This is a genomic window from Paenibacillus antri, assembly GCF_005765165.1.
Classification (GTDB): domain Bacteria; phylum Bacillota; class Bacilli; order Paenibacillales; family YIM-B00363; genus Paenibacillus_AE; species Paenibacillus_AE antri.
On the sequence record NZ_VCIW01000022.1, the window covers coordinates 44,132 to 62,194 of the forward strand.

General features: G+C 58.2%; 15 protein-coding genes and 1 tRNA gene. 1 reads left to right on the forward strand and 15 read right to left on the reverse strand.

Going from position 1 to position 18,063, the window contains the following annotated elements; all coding sequences use genetic code 11:
* Window positions 1-21: 21 nt before the first annotated feature.
* Genes FE782_RS25855 through biuH form a run of 7 tightly spaced genes read right to left on the reverse strand, consistent with a single transcriptional unit; the run spans window position 22 to window position 6,547 of the window.
* On the reverse strand, window positions 22-1,671 hold the full coding sequence (locus FE782_RS25855; protein ID WP_138197260.1) for a PucR family transcriptional regulator: 1,650 nt from the start codon (window positions 1,669-1,671) through the stop codon (window positions 22-24).
* Window positions 1,672-1,691: 20 nt separating this feature from the next.
* Window positions 1,692-2,126, reverse strand: a complete 435-nt coding sequence (locus FE782_RS25860) for a cupin domain-containing protein (RefSeq protein ID WP_138197261.1) — start codon at window positions 2,124-2,126, stop codon at window positions 1,692-1,694.
* 18 nt (window positions 2,127-2,144) lie between these two features.
* A complete protein-coding gene (gene atzD, locus FE782_RS25865) occupies window positions 2,145-3,212 on the reverse strand; it encodes a cyanuric acid amidohydrolase (protein WP_138197262.1) in 1,068 nt (355 codons plus the stop codon).
* Window positions 3,209-3,961: an ABC transporter permease gene (locus FE782_RS25870; protein WP_138197263.1), complete on the reverse strand. Its 753-nt coding sequence runs from the start codon at window positions 3,959-3,961 to the stop codon at window positions 3,209-3,211. Before FE782_RS25870 ends, atzD begins: the two co-directional genes overlap by 4 nt.
* Window positions 3,958-4,779, reverse strand: coding sequence for an ABC transporter ATP-binding protein (locus FE782_RS25875; protein ID WP_138197264.1), 822 nt, complete (start codon window positions 4,777-4,779; stop codon window positions 3,958-3,960). Before FE782_RS25875 ends, FE782_RS25870 begins: the two co-directional genes overlap by 4 nt.
* A 12-nt stretch (window positions 4,780-4,791) precedes the next feature.
* On the reverse strand, window positions 4,792-5,832 hold the full coding sequence (locus tag FE782_RS25880; protein WP_138197265.1) for an ABC transporter substrate-binding protein: 1,041 nt from the start codon (window positions 5,830-5,832) through the stop codon (window positions 4,792-4,794).
* A gap of 28 nt (window positions 5,833-5,860) precedes the next feature.
* On the reverse strand, window positions 5,861-6,547 hold the full coding sequence (gene biuH / locus FE782_RS25885; RefSeq protein ID WP_138197266.1) for a biuret amidohydrolase: 687 nt from the start codon (window positions 6,545-6,547) through the stop codon (window positions 5,861-5,863).
* Between the two features lie 566 nt (window positions 6,548-7,113).
* Here biuH and FE782_RS25890 point away from each other — a divergent pair.
* Window positions 7,114-8,697, forward strand: a complete 1,584-nt coding sequence (locus FE782_RS25890; protein WP_138197267.1) for an amidase — start codon at window positions 7,114-7,116, stop codon at window positions 8,695-8,697.
* 412 nt (window positions 8,698-9,109) lie between these two features.
* On the opposite strand, the gene FE782_RS25895 is transcribed toward FE782_RS25890, so the two are convergent.
* From FE782_RS25895 to FE782_RS25925, 8 genes are all read right to left on the reverse strand, one after another.
* On the reverse strand, window positions 9,110-9,871 hold the full coding sequence (locus FE782_RS25895; protein ID WP_138197268.1) for a ParA family protein: 762 nt from the start codon (window positions 9,869-9,871) through the stop codon (window positions 9,110-9,112).
* Window positions 9,872-10,070: 199 nt separating this feature from the next.
* Window positions 10,071-10,142 (reverse strand) — tRNA-Lys (locus FE782_RS25900).
* A 76-nt stretch (window positions 10,143-10,218) separates the two neighbouring features.
* Window positions 10,219-10,482 (reverse strand): hypothetical protein, encoded by a 264-nt coding sequence (locus FE782_RS25905; protein WP_138197269.1) that lies wholly within the window; start codon window positions 10,480-10,482, stop codon window positions 10,219-10,221.
* 77 nt (window positions 10,483-10,559) lie between these two features.
* On the reverse strand, window positions 10,560-10,847 hold the full coding sequence (locus FE782_RS25910) for a hypothetical protein (RefSeq protein ID WP_138197270.1): 288 nt from the start codon (window positions 10,845-10,847) through the stop codon (window positions 10,560-10,562).
* A 330-nt stretch (window positions 10,848-11,177) separates the two neighbouring features.
* Entirely contained in the window at window positions 11,178-11,405 is a 228-nt protein-coding gene (locus FE782_RS25915) for a helix-turn-helix domain-containing protein (RefSeq protein WP_138197271.1), read from the reverse strand.
* A gap of 161 nt (window positions 11,406-11,566) precedes the next feature.
* A complete protein-coding gene (locus tag FE782_RS25920; protein ID WP_158299553.1) occupies window positions 11,567-12,700 on the reverse strand; it encodes a stalk domain-containing protein in 1,134 nt (377 codons plus the stop codon).
* 171 nt (window positions 12,701-12,871) lie between these two features.
* A complete protein-coding gene (locus FE782_RS32435; protein WP_158299554.1) occupies window positions 12,872-13,027 on the reverse strand; it encodes a hypothetical protein in 156 nt (51 codons plus the stop codon).
* A gap of 20 nt (window positions 13,028-13,047) precedes the next feature.
* A complete protein-coding gene (locus FE782_RS25925; RefSeq protein WP_158299555.1) occupies window positions 13,048-17,988 on the reverse strand; it encodes an OmpL47-type beta-barrel domain-containing protein in 4,941 nt (1,646 codons plus the stop codon).
* Window positions 17,989-18,063 lie beyond the last annotated feature (75 nt).

Here is an 18,063-nt window from a genome sequence, read left to right on the forward strand (position 1 = left end):
TCGCCACCCCCGCAGGTTGTCCTACCCGGATAATGTCAAGCCCTTCTCGCCGCCCGTCTCCTCGACGGGCCGCATCTCGTGCAGCTTCACCGCCAGCTGCAGCTGCAACATTTCATCGCCGACCTCGGCGTTAATGTCGAGCAAATCGTAAATCCGTTCTACTCGATAGTTGACCGTGTTGTAATGCGTGAACATCTCCGCGGCGGTCTTCTTGACGTTCCGATTGTGTTTGAAATACGTCTTCAGCGTATCCAGCAGCGCCGTGCCGTTCTTCTTGTCGTACTCGAGCAGAGGGACGATGTATCGGTCGCGGTACTCCCGGACCTCCTCCGCATCCGGCAGCATATACAGCAGCCGAAAGACGCCGAGCCTTACATAATCGATGCATGGCTCTCTTACATCGCAGATGGCGCTGATGTGCAGAATCTTCTTGGCTTGTTGGTAGCTCTGATGCACATGGTCCACCCGGTCGACCCGATTCCCGATACAGAGCGAAAAGGATCCCTCCGCATCCGCAAGCGCCCCAAGCTCCGCGATTAAGGCGTCCACGGCTCTGCGAGCGTTCTCTTGCGGCGCGACGGCGATCAGGAAGGCGAACCCGCCTTCCAGCAAGGTGGCCTGAATGCGATGACCGGCGAGCCGGACCCGAATCCGCTTGACCGCCTGCTGCAGCTGCTTCAAGGTCGGCTTGCCCGATACCCAGCGGATCGTCCCCGCATGGAAGCCGTGCCCTTCCTCGAGGGGGCACCCGCATGCCTCCGCCCGAATCTTGACATCCTCCGTCGTCACGATCCGCCCCGTCAGCCAATCCTGGAGGAACTGGTCGATATATTTCGCCTCGACCTCTTTCCGCGCGCTCGCATTCATCATTTCGAGCCCAACCAGAATGCCGACCCGATCGATCGTCAGCTGGTCGACGACGGAATGCTCTTGATTCCATTCCAACAAGAGGATGAGACAGTTGGTGTATTGATCGTTGACGGCGGAGACGTAGACGCGGATCCGGCGGTCGCCCACCGTCAAGAAGCTGACGCCGAGCGCGCTGTCCCCTCTCAGCCGGGACCACGTCATTTCGTCTCCGATATGCTTCGCGGCGACCTCCGCCTGAGGCGACAACAGCACCCTGTCATGGTCGTCGACCAAAATGACGGGATTGTTCAGCATTCCGTCGAGCGCCTGCAGAAACTCCTCGATGCCGGCCCCGTGCAGAAGCTGCTGCGACAGCTTCTGGAAGCGGCTCTGCAGGAGAGACAGCTCCCGCGCCTCCTGAACCAAGACGCGCTCCATAATGTCCCGCACGACATCGGAGAAGGCCGTGGACGCCGGCAGCTCGAAGACGGGGAAGCCGAGCTCCTCCGCGATCCGGAGCGCGCGATCCGGGATTCGTTCGATGAATCGTCTCGTCTTGATGCCGAGCGCGGCGACGCCTCTCGCGGCCAACGCGGGGATCATATCGGAGATCGCGTCCGGGTTGTCCCGGAACGGGAATCCGCTCGTAATCAGGAATTCCCCGGGACGCACCCAATCGATGACGTCGGGCACTTCCATGACGTTCACGCGGGTAATCGGGCGATGCAGCCCGTCCGCCCCCGCCAACAGAACCGCTTCCTTCAGCTCGGGAATGAGCGGAATATCCCCGCAAGTAAAGCCGATTTTATTGTCATTCGCCATGGAATCCGCCTCCGCCTCGACTATTTGTTTACGGAATACACATCTTCCACTAACGTCGTATTGAAGAACGAATTCGCCGGAGCCGATGCGTCGACCGGGACGAAGATGCTGATCTGCTCGCTGGGGGCGTCGCCGTCGTTCGCGACGGAATGGAGCACGCCTGCAGGAACCTGGAACGTGTCCCCCGCCCGATAGCTCTTCCACTCGCCGCTGCCGAGCAGCAGCTTCACCTTCCCGACGGTAATGTGAATGACCTCGACGACGTCGTGAACGTGCGGAAGCACTTGGCCGCCGACTCCGATCTTCTCCCATAGAATCGAGCTCATTCGAATGCCTAGAGCATCGGCTTCCGCCGCGGATACGATCTCCCGGTGATACAATTCAATATGGTTCGGCATCAAGTCCCAATTCATGGTTTCGCCGGTCAACACCTTCGTTTCTTTCATCAGCGTCATCGCGCGTTCCTCCCGGTTCTATGGTTGTTTTCTTCGGAAAACGGCCGCCACCGGGCCGCCGCCCGCGGGGCCTTGGTGCTCCGCGCCGCCGGACACGTAAATCATCGGGTCGCCGCTTACGTAGGCTAGAACCCCTCCGACGACCGCGCGGGCATGCCGGGTATGATTGATATCCGAATCGTTCAGCATCGTATGCCTGCGATCCCGAACGAAGCCGCTCGGGTCCGCCTCCGCCTTCGCCAACACTTGCGCGAGCTCGGCTTCGGGGTGCGCGTCCAACAAGCGGCGAAGCGCGTCGCCGTCGACGGCGTCCTTCATGACGCCGTGATCGATGAAGAACGGTCCCTCCGCGTTCGCCGAGTTCCCGAATACGATCACTTCGCAGCAGATCAGCTCGCTGCCGGCCGAGGTGGAGGCTACCTCGCTATATTTCTCCCACGCTTGGCAGATGTCCGCTTCGACCAACGCCGCCCCGTCGATCTCGCCTAACGCGAGCGCCGTTCCGAGCGCGGACGCCCCTCGCGAGTAACCCATGGATTTGTACGTGTCCTCCGTGACGACCGCTTCGCCGCGAGCCGACGCTTCGCGGATCGCGTCCGTCGTCAGCAGCGGACACTTGATTTGAACGAAATGCACGTCCGCGGCGTCCTCGATCCCCGCCTCCGCGACGGCGGCGCGGACGGCTTCGGCGACCGCCCCCACCTGCGCCATCCGCCCGATTTCTTCGGGGCGGAAGTCCCTCGTACGGCGGACTCCGATCGCGAGCGACTTCGTTCCGCCCGAGGGCTTCTTGGCGTTCGGCGTTCGGCTGATGACCGTCAGATGCGGACTTAAGACGCCCTCGGTCCCGCCCGACATCACATAAGAGATGCGGGAAGCCGCGTCGCCGATCCGTCCCTCGAAGAAGCGCTGCAGCGTCTGAACCGCGTACCCTCGGGTAAAGTCGTTCACGCAGCCGTTCCCCTCCGTCTTACCCAACACGGCGACGACGTCCCGCGGCTCGATCGATCCGTCTCGGATCGCCTCGCCCAGCGCCGAGACGTCGCTCGGGGAACGCGTCGGAATACGTACGATCGAACATTTCATGCTTCATCGACCCTTTGCCAAAAGATGACTTTCTTCTCCAACCAGGCGATAGCCCAGAACAACGCCAACCCGCAAGCGGCGGAAGCGATGATCGCGGAAAACATAACCGGAGTATCCATATGATAAGAAGACACTAACACCACGTACCCTAACCCCTTGTTCGCTCCGACGAATTCGCCGACGATCGCCCCGACGATCGCGAGGGAGCTGGAAATCTTCAAGGCGGATAACACGTAAGGCAGACTGGTCGGCAGCCGAAGCTTCCAGAACATGTCCCACTTCGACCCCTTGTACGTCGAGAACAGCTCCCACGCTTCATGCTCGATCGCCTTTAATCCTTTCACGCTGTTGACCAGAATCGGGAAGAAGCAAATGAGCATGGAGGCGACGACTTTGGACGAATACCCCGTCCCCATCCAGACGACGAGCAAGGGCGCCAAAGCGACCAACGGGGTCGTCTTGAGCGCGATCGCGAGAGGGAACGCCCCTTTTTCGATCGGCTTGGAATGTACGAAGATGACGGCGGTGAGCAGCCCCAGCACGTTAGCGATGAGAAAGCCGACCAACGCCTCAAGCAGCGTGACCGTCATATGCGACGCCAAGCTCGCGTCCATCGACGAGACGACCGACGAGGGCGCCGGCAGCAAATAGACGGGGATGTCGAACCATCGAACGGCGAGCTCCCACAAGACGACGAAGGCGGCCGCGAATCCGAGCGGATAAAGCCCGTTCTTGAATTGCTCCTTCACTGATCCTTCACCCGCTTTCTTAATTCCTTGACCGTCTGATAGAACGCCGGGTGCTCCTCCATTCCGACGACTCTCGGACTCGGGAGCGGCACCGGGACGATTGTATCCACGCCGGCCGGTCTCGGGGACATCATGACGACGCGGTCGGACATGATCACGGACTCCTGAATGGAGTGCGTGACCATGACGATGGAGCTGAGGCTGCTCTTCGGATTTTCCCACAGCCGGAGCAGTTCGAAGTTAAGCTTCTCCCTCGTGAACTCGTCGAGCGCGCCGAACGGTTCGTCCATGAGCAATATTTCCGGGTCCGCGGCGAGCGCGCGCGCAATGGCGATTCGCTGCTGCATGCCTCCGCTGAGCTGATGCGGGAAGTGGCCGCGGAAGTCCTGCAGCCCTACAAGCTGCAGCGCGCTCTCCGCCTTTTCCTTGCGTTCCTGTTTGGAAAGCTTCTTGTTCGGCCCCATCGTCAGCGTCAGCTCTACGTTTTGGACGGCCGTCAGCCATGGCATCAAGACAGGCTTCTGGAACACGATGCCGATGCTCGGCTTCTTGGACGCGTAGGCCACTTCGCCGCCGCGGTCCGGCTTCAAGAGCTCCAGCATGAGCCGGAGCAGCGTCGACTTCCCGCAGCCGCTCGGGCCGAGGATCGAGACGAATTCGTTCTTATAGATATCAAGGGATACGTTATTCAGCACTTGGACCGCCCCGAAGGAGAGGGAGCACTGTCTCAGCGAAATCGCGACCTCGCGATTCCGGGGCTCCGCCGCCTCCTGCCGTCCGTTTGCGCCTTGCTGCAACTCGATCGCCTTCGCCAACATGCGCCTCTCCTCCTATTCCAAGAATTCGTTCGTGAACACGTCCTCCATCGTTTGCTCCGCCTTCTGGAACCCTAAGCCCATCAAGCTCTCTTGCAAGGTCGTCCACGCCGTCTCGTCCATCTTGCCGAGCGGCAGGTTGTCCGGCTGCAGCAGCGGAACGCTTGCTTTCATCATGTTCACTTCGTGCTCGAGCGTCAGGTTATCGGCATACTCGAGGCCGAACGCCGCCGCTTCTTCCGGGTTTTCCAACGCGTACGTCCACCCCTTCATGGAAGCCTGTACGAATCCCTTGACCAGCTCCGGATCCTTCTCGATCAACGCTTGCGTCGTGAACAGCGTATCGGCATAGAAGTTGATGCCGTAGTCGCCAGGCTTAATAATATTCACTTCATGTCCGAGCTCTTCCACCGCGAGCACCTCGTTGATGACGTATCCGGGCCATACTTTCACTTGACCGCTGAGCAGCGGGCTTAGATCGAACTTGATCGGCATCTCTTCGATCGATTTCGCCTCGACGCCGGCGCTTTCCACCATCGCCCGGAACGTCAGTTCCTCGTTCCCGCCGAGCTTGACTCCCGCCTTCTGGCCGACGAGATCCTCCACCTTCGTAATCCCGGATTCCTTCAGGCTGAACAGCACGAACGGCGTTTCGCGATAGATCGTCGAGATCGCCGTCACCGGCACGCCTTTCTCTCGCGCAAGCAGGATTTGGTCCGCGCCCGTGACGCCGAATTCCTCGCTGCCGGAGGCGACCATCTGCACGGAAGGGAAATCGGAGCCGCCTGGGCGAATCTCGACATCCAAGCCCGCTTCTTCGTAGAATCCCTTCTTCACGGCGGCATAGAACCCGGCGAACTGCGCTTGATGCACCCACTTGAGCCGCAGGACGACTTTCTTCAAGCTCTTCGGAGCCACTTCTTGGACTTCGGACGAAGCGGACGGCGCGGGAGACGCGGTTTGCGCATTCGAGCCTCCGCCGCAGGCCGACAACAGCAGGAGCATGAACGACATTGCGATCAGTACGGGTTTCTTCTTATTTGCTTTTCCCCACATAGCTACCACTCCGATTTTTTATATTTTTTTAAAATCTCTCTAACGCTTTCAAAACGCTGGCGGAACTCGCTACGCTGCCGAACACGCCGCCCTGCATCGTCACCATCTTCAGCGCCGCCCGGTGATTTCCCTCGTCCGTCGCGCCGGTGCAATCTTCTAGGATCAAGCATTCGTACCCGCGGTCGTTCGCCTCCCGCATCGTCGTGTGGACGCAAACGTCGGTCGTGATTCCCGTAAGAATGAGATGCGTGATGCCTCTATTCTTTAGGACGAGGTCCAGATCCGTCGCATAGAAGCTTCCCTTGCCGGGCTTGTCGATAATCGGTTCCCCTTCGATCGGAGACAGCTCCTCGACGATCTCCCATCCCGGCTCGCCCCGGACGAGGATGCGTCCTTTCGGACCGAGCGAGCCGATCTCGGCTCCCGCTCGTCGGCTTCTCCACCGTTTGTTCGCCGGCAAATCGGACAAATCCGGCTTGTGGCCCTCTCTGGTATGGATGACCGTGAAGCCCTCGATTTGCCGGACGCGCTCCAACAACGTCTTGATCGGTCCGATAGCCCTCGCCGTCAGCGATAAGTCGTACCCCATCCGCTCGACGTAGCCGCCCTTGCCGCAAAAATCGATTTGCATATCGATAATGAGCAACGCGGTCTTCGTGGGATCTATCCTAACATCATAGGGCCATGGGTATGGTGAAGCATCGACGGTCGCCATCGTTTTACGTCCCCTTTCTGAGAAAAACAATAGATTGTCTAGTCGTCGTCAACCAAACCTGAATGTCAATTTGCTGAATTTGGGTTGACCGACTTGCCATGTGTCATATTATATTACAACAATTTGGCGATGTCTTTATATTTTTCACAAACTGACGGCTATTCTCATTGTAAAAATGAACAAATCATTGTTTTTACGTCATGTTTTATTACATTAACAACCACCCTTCTTGCAACTTCGCCTGCTTCTTCAAAGCACTTCCGGATACTCCGATTTCTCTTTAATCAGCGGAATAAACCACGCGCGAGAACCCGATTCCTTAGCGAAATTAATATAATTTTTCATAACGATTTGATAGTTTTGTTAGGTTATATAACAAATTTGCGTTACGTCCATTGACGCAAAATCATCCCCTGACTAGTATGAAAAGCGTAGACGCCTTCGTCGCGGGGTGCATTTTACAAGTTCCGGCGTCGGTCAGGAGGTGCCCAGCTCGAGTCCACCGTCTTAAAAGAAAGAAGGAATCATGCCGATCAAAAACAGGGATCTTGGAGAGGAGCCTGGATATGAAGATCATGAGGTTGAGGAAACGAAGCGTTACAGCGTTATTGGCGGCGATGGTATCGGCGTCTCTCGTAACCGCCGCGCCGGCGGCGACGGCGACGGAGGAGTTCCTTTTCGAGGAGATTACGCTGTCTCAGCTGCAGGCCGGCTACGCCAAAGGGGAATATACGGCGGAAGAAGTGGTGAAGGCTTATCTCGAGCGGATCGAGAAATACGAGGCTTCCTATAACGCCTTCACGACGATGAATCCGAACGCGCTGGAGGAAGCGCGGGAGATCGATCGACTTCGCGCGTCGGGCGAGCCGCTCGGGAAGCTGGCGGGCGTCCCCATCGTCATCAAAGAAGCGGTAGATATGGCGGGCTTTCCTTCGACGATGGGCTGGGAACCGTTAGCCAAGGAGCTCGGGGGCATCGAGCTGATCCCGGAACGCGACGCTCCGGTCGTAGCCCGCTTGAAGGCTGCGGGAGCGATCATTCTGGGAAGAACGAACATTCCCGCCTTCTCCTCCTCCGGCACGAGAGCCACGACGAGCTGGGACGGAGATACCTATAACGCGGTCGACGCGAAATTCGTCCCGGGGGCGAGCAGCAGCGGCACCGCGACCGCCGTCTCGGGCAATATGGCCGTACTCGGGATCGCCGAGGAAACCGGCGGATCGATTCAAAATCCCGCCGCGGCTCAAGCGCTGGTCGGCATTAAGCCGACGTTCGGACTCGTCCCGAACGCCGGGGTCGTTCCGCTGGCCGGCAGCACGCGCGACGTCATCGGACCGCACGCACGAACGGTGCGCGACGCCGCGGTCATGCTCGACGTGATCGCGGGATACAGCCATGAGGATCCGAAAACGATCGCCTCGATCGGCAACATTCCGAAGTACGGGTATACCTCGAAGCTTAATAAGTTGGCGCTCAAAGGCAAACGAATCGGATTATACGGCCCGGGTTGGCGGAATCAGGAGCTTACGGAGGAAACTCAGGAACTGTACGATAAAGCGGTTGAGGAATTGGAGAAGCAGGGCGCCGTCGTCATTCCCGATCCTTTCGCCGACACCGGCTTCGCCGAATACGTCAAGGCGAACGGCTCCGTGGGCATCGAGTCCGTTATTTACGATATGGAAGATTACTTAGAGCGGTTAGGTCCCGACGCCGCGATTCATTCGGTAGAGGAGCTTCTGGAGAAAACGGGGGAGATGCCTTCCGTCTTTAACCGGTACGAAGGCAACTTGCCGGATCCGGACGGCGTCGCGGATTTGTCGAAATTCGTAGAGGTTCGTACGAAATACTTAGAATACATCAACGAGACGATGGATAAATTCGATCTGGACGCGCTCGTGTATCCGCAGATGTTCAAGGAAACGCCGCTCCTAAGCTCCGAGGACAACATCGGCGCGACGACGGTTTCCGAAATCAACGTCGCCGGCGTTCCGTTGGTGACGGTGCCGTCGGGTTACTACGACAGCGGGTCCCCCTTCGCGATCGTCTTCGTCGGGAAGTTGTGGAGCGAAGCCAGCTTGCTCGGGATGGCGTTCGATTACGAACAGGCCACCCAATCCCGCGAAGCGCCGACGCTCGTCGTAAAGCCTTAATAGAAAGGGAGCCCCGCCGTTCTCCTGGCGGGGCTCCCTTTAGTTTCTAGCCGTACTATGTACTCACGAAAGCTTCTCGAGATAGTCTCTCAATGCTTCGTTAACGATCCTCGTCTTCTCCCCTCGTTCTCCTTGGCAATATGCGTCTAACTTTTCCTTGAGCTCGTTTCGGATCCAGAAGGTGTCCCGTTTATAAAGTTCCTCGAATTTCTTGCGTTTCTCCCGCTTCCGAGGCCCGCCTTGAGGCGCTGCACGATCGATCTTTGCGTTTTCGTTTTCGTTTGCGTTTTCGTTTACGTTTACGTAATCTTCCGTTTTCGACTCGCCATCGGCCCCGCTCGTATCGATCAGCTGCGTATGAACGCTCGCGCCGTTCGAGTTTCGAATCTTATTCTTAATGCGCTCCATCGCGTTAGACACGTTCCAACAACTCCTTTACGAACCCGTGGTATTGATGCACGGCTTTCTTCAGCTCGGGATTATCCTGGAATCCGTTGATGGATAACCTTCCGGTCGCCGCGCTTCGCGTAAGAATCGTCTCGAAGCAAATATCCTTGTACTCCTCCTCCACCAGCTCGACCAACGCTTTGTTGTCCGTCCGCCTCGTGTCGATCATGCAGCGCAGAATGCCGCCGATCTTCAGCTCCTTGTTTACGAGCTCTTGGACATGCACGCATGTTTCCAAGAATCGCCCCAACGCGGAATAACAAAACTTGCTCGTCTCGAACATCGCCACGACCGCATGCGACGCCGACAACGCATTGATCGTCTGGTCGCCGAGCGCCGGCGGCGTGTCGATGATGATGTAATCGTAATCGTCCTGCACGTTTTCCAGCGCTTCTTTCAGAACCAGGGAACGATTCCCGCGATATTGTTCATAGAGCCACGAAGGGAAGCGCGCCAGATGATCCTCCGCCGGAATCAGATGCAAGGCGTCGGAGATGCGGCGGACATAGGGTTTCGCGTCTTTCTCCTTCAAAGCTTCGAAGATCGTCGCGCCGTGGAAATCGTAAATATCTTGTTGGGTGAGCAGTTCCGTCAGGTTGCCTTGGGAGTCTAGGTCGATCGCCAACACTTTATAGTTCTGGCTTAATAGATAGGCGGTTACGCCCGAAGTCGTCGTTTTGCTGGAGCCGCCTTTTTGAATGCCGAACGTAATGATCTTAGCTGCCATGCTTCTGCCTCCTGCCGGTAAGGGAAATCTATTCCTTAAAAATACCACAAAAACATAGATTCACCTACGTTTTTGTAAATGTTGATGTGTGCGTTTACGATATTGTCTACATATACGTTTACGTATACGTCCAAATCGAAAAAGAAAAACCCGCCGTTCTCCGCTTGGGAGAATCGGCGAGCATATGCGCGAAACCCTATAGGCCCGGTGGGGGTCGAACCCACAACCTACCGGTTAAGAGCCGGTTGCTCTGCCATTGAGCTACGGACCTTCAATGACAATACGAGTATGGTATCACAAGTAGAATAGGGTTTCAACTAGCTTTCGTCACGATTTGTCGTTCTTCGTCATTCTTCGTCTTGTTCTACCACTCGCACAGCATAAACGAGCTGCATCGCCGGCCGACCGTTCGCGCCAATGATCACGCACACGGTCGTAACGCCCGGTCGAAGCCCCGTAATCGAAACCGTCGTTCGATCATGGGTGCATTCCAGCACCTCCGCATTCCCGCTGATGCATTTCAGTACGCTAAGTCCGGGCTTCAGCGGGATTCGGAGCGTCCGGGTATCTTCGACCCCGACGGTAATCTTCTTCTTCCCATGGTTTCTCACGCGTATCCACCTCCGTTCCTCTATTTCTATAATTATATGAATAGAGAATCGAATCGGACTGTACGCTTGTCTCGCCGCTACGGGAAGAGGTTAATGAGAAGCACCGGCACGCCGATCCCGAGCAACCACAGCATCGGAATCAGGTTTACGGCGACCGCCGCGCGCGCCTTACGGGTCCGAAGCACCCAAGCCAAGACGGAGCATACGAGCCCGGCTATCGGATACAGCCCGATCGCGGTCACGATGCCGACGGCCAGCCAGCTGAAGCCGGAGTCGAAGCCCATGAAGGAAATTCCCCAGATCAAAAACCAGAAAGGCAGGAAGATCGTATACGCGATTTGCGTGAGGATCAGAAACTTTTTCATAGAAACCCTCCCTTACGAAATTAGAACAACGCGTTCCAAATTTGGTCGATCCCGACGATGAAAAATATCCATAAGCCTACCATGACGTGGGAAACGGAAGCCCCTAGCAAGGAGCGCTGGCGCGAATACATCCAACCCCAGGCTTCCAAGTCGCTCGCTTCAACCCGCCATACTCCCCCTGCGCTCCCGCTCCGCCGAATCATTAAAATCGTCAAGGAATTATAGCACGATTCCCGATCGGCGGAGGGGAAATTGGGTAAAAATTCCCAAGAAAAAAGGAGCATCCCCGCCGGACTGCAGCGGAATGCTCCCTTTTCCCCAAAAAACGTACTATTTCGTCGCCAAGATGTTATCGATTTCGCTCTTTAACAACAAATACCGATGGATGCTTCGCGAGATAGAAACCTTCGTGAGTTTATGTTTATCGACATAGGATTTCATGTGATCCTTGGAAAGTCCCAGCGACTTGCCCGCCTCCGTCACGGTTAACACTTCTTCGTTGCTGGTCGCGTTGAACGTCGCCTTCACCTTCAAATTCCAATCTTGAAATGTATACAAATGGGTCAACCTCTCCGGTTCCTTCTCGATCGGAACCTCTTCAGTATACCATGAGCGGAGAGATATCCCTAGCCGTTACGCCGATATGGAAAAAGAACGAGGGCCGCCCGCCGGCAGGCATCGCCTGACCTTGGACAGCCCTCTCTTCGATATCTATTCCATTACCGTCTGGCGTAGAAGCCGACGAACGCTTTCGTGTCGAAATCGAACGCGACGGTCAACGGCCCGAGAAGCTCGTCTTGCGAGGTCTGGTACGTCACCGTCACCAGATTGCCGTTCGCCGCTTGAATGTCCGCGAGCAGCTTCTTCTGCTCCTCCGAGTTCTCCAGTACGCCCGAATCCTTCGCCGATACGATGGATACGATCGCTTCCTCCGGCTTCGTCGTAATGTCCGACGCTTGCTCTGCGACCAGCGCCCACGCGAGGTCGCGGTATTCCTGCGCCGCCTCCGGCGTCATCTTGCCGGACGCCGGCGCCTCATCTCCGAGAACGACGAGATAGAACAACGGGCTTTGCGGCGGAAGGCTCTTCGTCATGATCGGACCGTAGTACGCGCGGACTTTCGTTCCGGCTTTCAGATCTTCCCAATCGACCGATTCGCCTTGCGCGGTCATGACGGCGGTTTCCTTGCCGGCGTTCAGCGTCAACGTCGTCACGACTTCGCCGTCCTTCGTCTCGCCGAACTTCACCTGCCAGCCGTCGTCCGTCCGTTCGACCGATTGAACGACGTCTTCCTTCGCCAAGCGCTCGGCGCCGACGGTGATCTTAGCGGCGTGGGATTGTCCCGGGAAGCTCAACGCCATGACCGGCCCGTATTCGACGACGATCTGCGTGCCTTCCTTCAAATCCTCGGCGGATACGGCCTTGCCGGCTTCGTCGACGATCGTCGTCTCTTCGTCCGCGTACAAGATGACCCATCGGTTCGAGCCGTGCCCGAGGAACTCGATCCGGAATCGTCCGTCTTCCATCTCCGCGATGTCCGCGATCACTCCGGTGCCCATTATATATTCGACTTCGTCTTCCTCCTCCGCGTTGCCGGTAATGGCGATTTCGTTCTTACCGGCGTCGTAGCTCACTTCGTAGCCCAAGCCGGTCGCCGCGTCTCGCAGCGGAAGATACGCCTTGCCGTCGATATAGACGGGAACGATGGACGTCTTCTCGCCGTTCACGACGACGGAAACTTCATGATTCAGAATGCCGGATACTTTCTCGAACAACGACTGCGCTCCGACGGATGCCGTAGCAGCCATTAAGCCGGCCACGGTCATGACGGCGATTATTTTTTTATGTTTCATTATCGATATATCCCCTATCCTATTAGGTGTGCGTGCCATTGTGGGTCAACGTTGACAATCATTCAGACGGGGGTCGTTTTCGAAAGGTTGCACCGGTCCGGGAAATGCGCAATCCTGCCTAGAAAAGGACGAAAGCCCCGGCCGGACGGCCAGGGCGCGTTACGTCTTCGATTAGCTTTCGAACCAACATTGCTCTTGCCAAAAATGCCCGTTCCAAACGTACTCGCAATACTCCGCCGTCGTCTCTCGAACTTCGAGCGACTGCAGCTCCGGTCGGGTCCACGTTCGTTTCGGCTGCGAGACGACTTGACGTTCTTTCCCTTCCATACGCTTATTCCTCCGCTCGGTTAATAAGATCCTGCGCCGGTGAAGACGCCGGTCACGAAATCCATCTTGTTCATCGGCCCTTCAATATTTCCCGCTTGATCCTCGCTGTAATACTCCACCGTCTTCGTGATACCGGCTTGCGCCGCGAACGGAGCGGCATACGTCATCCATGCGCCTCCGTTGATGCGGTAGCGCGTCGTCTTCGTCCCGGACCCGTCTTGCGCATCGGACGCTTGCAGCGTCGTGACGAACCCGCTGATATATTGCTTCCCTTGCTTGCTCGTGGCGAAGATCGGGTCGAAGTGATACAGCGTGACCGGCGCCGTCCGATCCAGCTTCAGCTCCATGAACTTCGAAGCTTCTACATTGCCCGCGTTGTCGACGCTTCGGTACTCGTACGTAACGATTCCGTCTTGCGCGAGCAGGATCGGCCCCGTGTATACGTTCCACGCACCGCCGTTCACGCGGTATTCGGTCTGCTTAACGCCGGAGACGTATTCCTCCGCCGCCGCGCCCGCCCCCGCGTCCGTCGCCGTAAGCGTCAGCGTAATGTCGGACCGGTGCCACCCGTTCGCGGGATTCGGTCCGTACACCGATTCGGCTACGGCCGTCGTCGTCGGCGGCAGCGTGTCGACCGGCTCCGGAGGATCCTTCAGCTCATACAGCCGCTCGATCTCTTCTTCGGTCAGCGGGTAGTTGAACATACGGAAATCGTCCATCATGCCGTTGAAATATTCCGTCGCTCCCGGCGGATCGAACCCGATCGTCAGCTTCTCGTTCGTATTGGCGAACACGCCCTTCCAAGGAATGGAGGTTTTGTATTCCCCGTTGATATAGTATTTCGCCGTCGATCCGTCCCAGGTCACGGTAGACATATACCATTCCTTATTCGGCATCGGCGTATTCGGGAACAGATGCGTATACCCCGGCCGGTCGCCGCTCACCAGACGCATGCCGGGCGAAGCGCCCCAGCCGTCGTGCAGGAACGAGTACGGCCCGTAATTTTCCGTGTGGCCCTTCGACAGAATCGGAGCGTAGCCCCCGGTACCGCCGTTCTCCTTATAGATCCACATGGAGAAGCTGAAGGATGTGGCCAAATCCAGCGAATCGCTGTCGTCCACGAGCACCCCGCTCCTGCCGTCGAACTTCGCGGCCTGGCCGATCAACCCTTCGACGAAGGTCGGATTGCCGATCGTGGACGTGCCGTGGTTGCCGTTCCCCGAGGAGTCCTGGAAGTTTCCGTCGAACGTGTAGAGCGCGATTTGCCGAGGCGTCTGCTCCGCCCGCGCGGTAATGTGCACGGAATCCCGGCCTACGCCGCCGTCGTCGTCCGTTACGGTCAGCGTCGCCGCATAGACGATGTCGGGGGCGTCCTTGGCCATAACGGGATAAGCATGATCGAATTGGCATGCGGTCGACGTCTCGCCGTCGCCGAAGTCCCATAAGCAAGTATGACGATCGTCGCGGCCCGCATCCATGATTCTGGCGTTGCCTTGGTATCTCTGGCCGCCGAGCACCGTCACGTCCGTCCCGGCGTCGACGAAGGGGGCGACGTTCTCCGGGGCGATCGGCTTCTGTACCTGGTACGTCTTCCCGTCTTGCATCTCGACGGTCAGCGTCGCCAGGTACGTATTGCTGTCCCAATAATAGTGCGAAACCTTCATTCCGTAATCCGTATAGGAGTTATCGCCGAACGTCCATGTACTGCTCTTGATCAGACCCTGATCGCCGCCGGCCGTCGTGTTGACGAGCATGACCGACTCGCCCTCTTTCGGCGTTGCCGGAACGAACTCGAAGTCGACGGGTTCGACGGTTTGCTCCAAGGTGAAGCTGTCGGACTGTCCGTCGGCGTCCGTGACGGTCAACGTGACCGGATAGGTGCCCGGCCCCGGGAACGTATGCGTCGGCTCCTTCTCCGTACTGATCGGACTTTCGTCTCCGAAATCCCACGACCAGGAGACGATATCGTCGTTCTTATCCGTCGACAGGTTCCGGAACGTCACCGTGTCCCCGCCGATCTGGCCGGTCTTCGCCTTGAACTGCTGCGTGGAGATGACCCCGCCTCCCCCTTGGGAAGAAAGCGGTCTGTACAAGATATACTTCGCTTCCATCGGCTTCGGAAGCATGAATTCCTGAAGCTCGCCGTTATCGGCCAACGTGCCGGCGATGACGGTCGAGAAGTCGTCGTCGTCCAGGCCGTCTTTCGAAATCGCGACCTCGAACGCCTTCACCCGTTGGTCCGCGAAGGCAGGTCGCGGCCGGATTTGGATCCGGTCGATGAGATACGACTTGCCGTCCGCAAGGCCGATCTTCACCCATTGGTCGGTTCCCGTCCTCGTCGCCCATGGGTTATGGTAGTCGAGCTTCAACATATTTTCCGCGCTGTGCCCCGAATCGTAATTGCTCGAGACGGCTTCGATCGTCGCCCGCTCCTCGAGCAAAGCGACGTTCTTGCCCGCCGTGACCGGGTTGAAGAACGCTTGCGGCACCTCGGACGCGCCGATCAGGAACGAGACTTGCTTCGCGGTCTCGACGTTGCCCGCGTAGTCCGCGCTTCGATAGGCGACGGTGTACGATCCGTCCGCGCCGAACGTGACCGGCGACGAATAGACGGTCCACGCTCCCCCGTCGACCTGATACTCCGTCTTGGCGACGCCGCTGCCGCCGTCGAAAGCTTTGAGCGTGACGGTAACCGGGGAACGGTAATAGCCTCCCGTCCCGTCGGGCGCGGACGGCGACAATACCGCCGTCGTCGCGGGCGGCGTCACGTCCGCCGTGCTCCAGGCGACCGTCGCAGGATTCGACGCCAGCGCCCCGACCTTCGCGACGGCCTGATCGGCGCCCTCTTGCGTGCCGGTGTACCGGAACGTCGCTACGCCGTTGTCGTCCGTCGAAGCCGCGAGCGTCGCCGGATGCGCGCCGGTCACCTCGAGCGTCGCCGGCGTGCCGGCGACCGGTCGGCCTTCCGCGTCGAGCACCGTCGCCTGCAGCGTATGGACCGCGCCCAGCTCCAGCGTCGCGCTCGCCGGGGCGAGGCTGACGACGGCCGGCGGTTGCCGCTGCGCCGCCTTGACGATCCAACTGACAAGGAAGGTGCCGCCGAGCGGATTCGAGTCGGAGACGAGCGCCTCGACGGCATGGAGGCCCACGGCGGTCGGACGATACGCGAACGTCTCTCCCGTCTGTCCCGTCGTCGCGCCGTTCACGAACCATTCGATGCGGATCGGGTCGTTATCCAAATCCAGCGCCTGGATTCGGTAAGACGTTTCCTCGCCGACGTACTGCTCCACCTGCCGCCCGGCGGGCGTCCGCTCGACCAACGCCGGCATCCGGTTCACTTCCCCGACGGCGATCCGAGCGTAGTGGACCGCCTGCTTGCCGTTGCCGTCCGTGACCCTCAGCCCGACGAGCCCGTAGAACGGCCGGTGATACGTATACGTCGCGATGACGCCTTGCGCGTCGTCGAACGCCCCGTCGCTGTCCAGGTCCCACTCGTACGCCGTCAGCGGGACGTCCCCTCTCGATCCGCCGCCGTTGAACGTAATGACCTGGCCTTCGTTGCCGGTATACGGACCTCCCGCGCTTGCATATGGGTCGTCGTCGACGACGGTCGGATCTTGCAGCAGTCGGTTGACGAGGTCGACGACATGGCCGCCGAAGTCGACCAGATTCGCGCCGAACGCGTTATTGTCGCCGATAATGCCCGACCCTTCCGCCAGCATCGCCGCCTTCGTAAATTCGAAATCCATAGCTAAAAATTCGGCTTTGAACTGCTCGATGTCGGCCGGGGTCATGCCGAGCGAGGCGAAGTGCCGCCCCTCTTCCTCGGTGAAGCCCGAGGCCGTCACCCGCGCTTGCAGCTCGACCAAAGCCGCGGCCTTCCCGTTCAGCGCCGCCGTATCCTCGGCGAATACTTGGTTGAAGCGCGAGACGCTGAAGTTCGTCAGCTGCAGCTGATCCAGCAGCAAGTTGACGTTGTCGCTGAGCGCCTTGCCGTGCGTTAACGCCCAATTCACGTCGCCCATCACTTGCGCGCCTTGATAACGCTCCAACAGCGTCCACATTTGGCGGGTGATCGCTTGCTCCTTGGCGACTTCGTTCACGAGAGATTGCATGGAAACTTCTAGAGGCGTATGATCTTGAAAATCGAGAAGAACCCGCTCTCCCAACGGGGTAATATGCTTGTAGTCCGGATCCGGCGGGTCGTCTTTGATGCCCTGATAATGCTTCGCCTGATTGGCGAGCTGAAGCAACGCCATCGTTCTCGGATCTTGGAGGCCGCTGCGCATGAGGAAATCCACGAACTTTTCGTTCGGGTTTCGGCCGGCGTCCGCCGCCTTCGCGAGATTGAACAACTTTTCCGCATGCTTCTTATACTTTTCCCAACGCTCCGCCAGCTTCCCGGCGTCTTCCTTCAGCTGCGTCAGATCGAGCGGCGGAACGACGCCGGTCGTGAACTCTACCTTGAATGCGGGATCGATCACTCCGTCGACGAGGGCATTGTACTTGCCGTCTTGGCATTCGTCGAATACGATGGCGTACTCGCCGGGAGGAATCTTCCCCACAGGTCCGGTAAACCCGATCGTCTCGGAGATGAAGAGGCCGGTCGACAAGCTCATGACGCTGTTCGGCTTGCCGCCTCCCGCATCCTTCAGCTCTTGGCCGTCGGAGGTCAGCGGATGGATGCTGCCGCTCTTCACGATGAACAAGTCGGTCCATGTGGTCAGTCCGTCGGGAAAGCCTGCCGGGCAATGCGGAATCATCTGCATCTTCCCGTTGTAGATCGTAATGTTGGCGTTGCCTCCGAACGTGGTGTAGTCGTTCCCCTCCTTGCTCCACATGATCCACTGGCCCAGCACTCCCGTGCTTGCGTTCGCCGCCTGCGGCAAGACGCCGAGCAGCAGCAGGCACGATAACAACATCAATACCGTCTTGCGATAAATGTCGATCACTCCCGTCATGAAAAAATAAATCAGCCTTTCCATCCGATCCTGAAATATTGATACAAATTGTATCACGCCACATAACTCTAACAG

Excerpts from the sequence above, each read along its gene's own strand:
- FE782_RS25855 (WP_138197260.1), bottom strand. The coding sequence starts at position 1,671 with ATGGCGAATGACAATAAAATCGGCTTTACTTGCGGGGATATTCCGCTC.
- FE782_RS25860 (WP_138197261.1), bottom strand. The coding sequence starts at position 2,126 with ATGACGCTGATGAAAGAAACGAAGGTGTTGACCGGCGAAACCATGAAT.
- atzD (WP_138197262.1), bottom strand. The coding sequence starts at position 3,212 with ATGAAATGTTCGATCGTACGTATTCCGACGCGTTCCCCGAGCGACGTC.
- FE782_RS25875 (WP_138197264.1), bottom strand. The coding sequence starts at position 4,779 with ATGTTGGCGAAGGCGATCGAGTTGCAGCAAGGCGCAAACGGACGGCAG.
- FE782_RS25880 (WP_138197265.1), bottom strand. The coding sequence starts at position 5,832 with ATGTGGGGAAAAGCAAATAAGAAGAAACCCGTACTGATCGCAATGTCG.
- biuH (WP_138197266.1), bottom strand. The coding sequence starts at position 6,547 with ATGGCGACCGTCGATGCTTCACCATACCCATGGCCCTATGATGTTAGG.
- FE782_RS25890 (WP_138197267.1), top strand. The coding sequence starts at position 7,114 with ATGAAGATCATGAGGTTGAGGAAACGAAGCGTTACAGCGTTATTGGCG.
- FE782_RS25895 (WP_138197268.1), bottom strand. The coding sequence starts at position 9,871 with ATGGCAGCTAAGATCATTACGTTCGGCATTCAAAAAGGCGGCTCCAGC.
- FE782_RS25910 (WP_138197270.1), bottom strand. The coding sequence starts at position 10,847 with ATGAAAAAGTTTCTGATCCTCACGCAAATCGCGTATACGATCTTCCTG.
- FE782_RS25920 (WP_158299553.1), bottom strand. The coding sequence starts at position 12,700 with ATGAAACATAAAAAAATAATCGCCGTCATGACCGTGGCCGGCTTAATG.
- FE782_RS32435 (WP_158299554.1), bottom strand. The coding sequence starts at position 13,027 with ATGGAAGGGAAAGAACGTCAAGTCGTCTCGCAGCCGAAACGAACGTGG.
- FE782_RS25925 (WP_158299555.1), bottom strand. The coding sequence starts at position 17,988 with ATGACGGGAGTGATCGACATTTATCGCAAGACGGTATTGATGTTGTTA.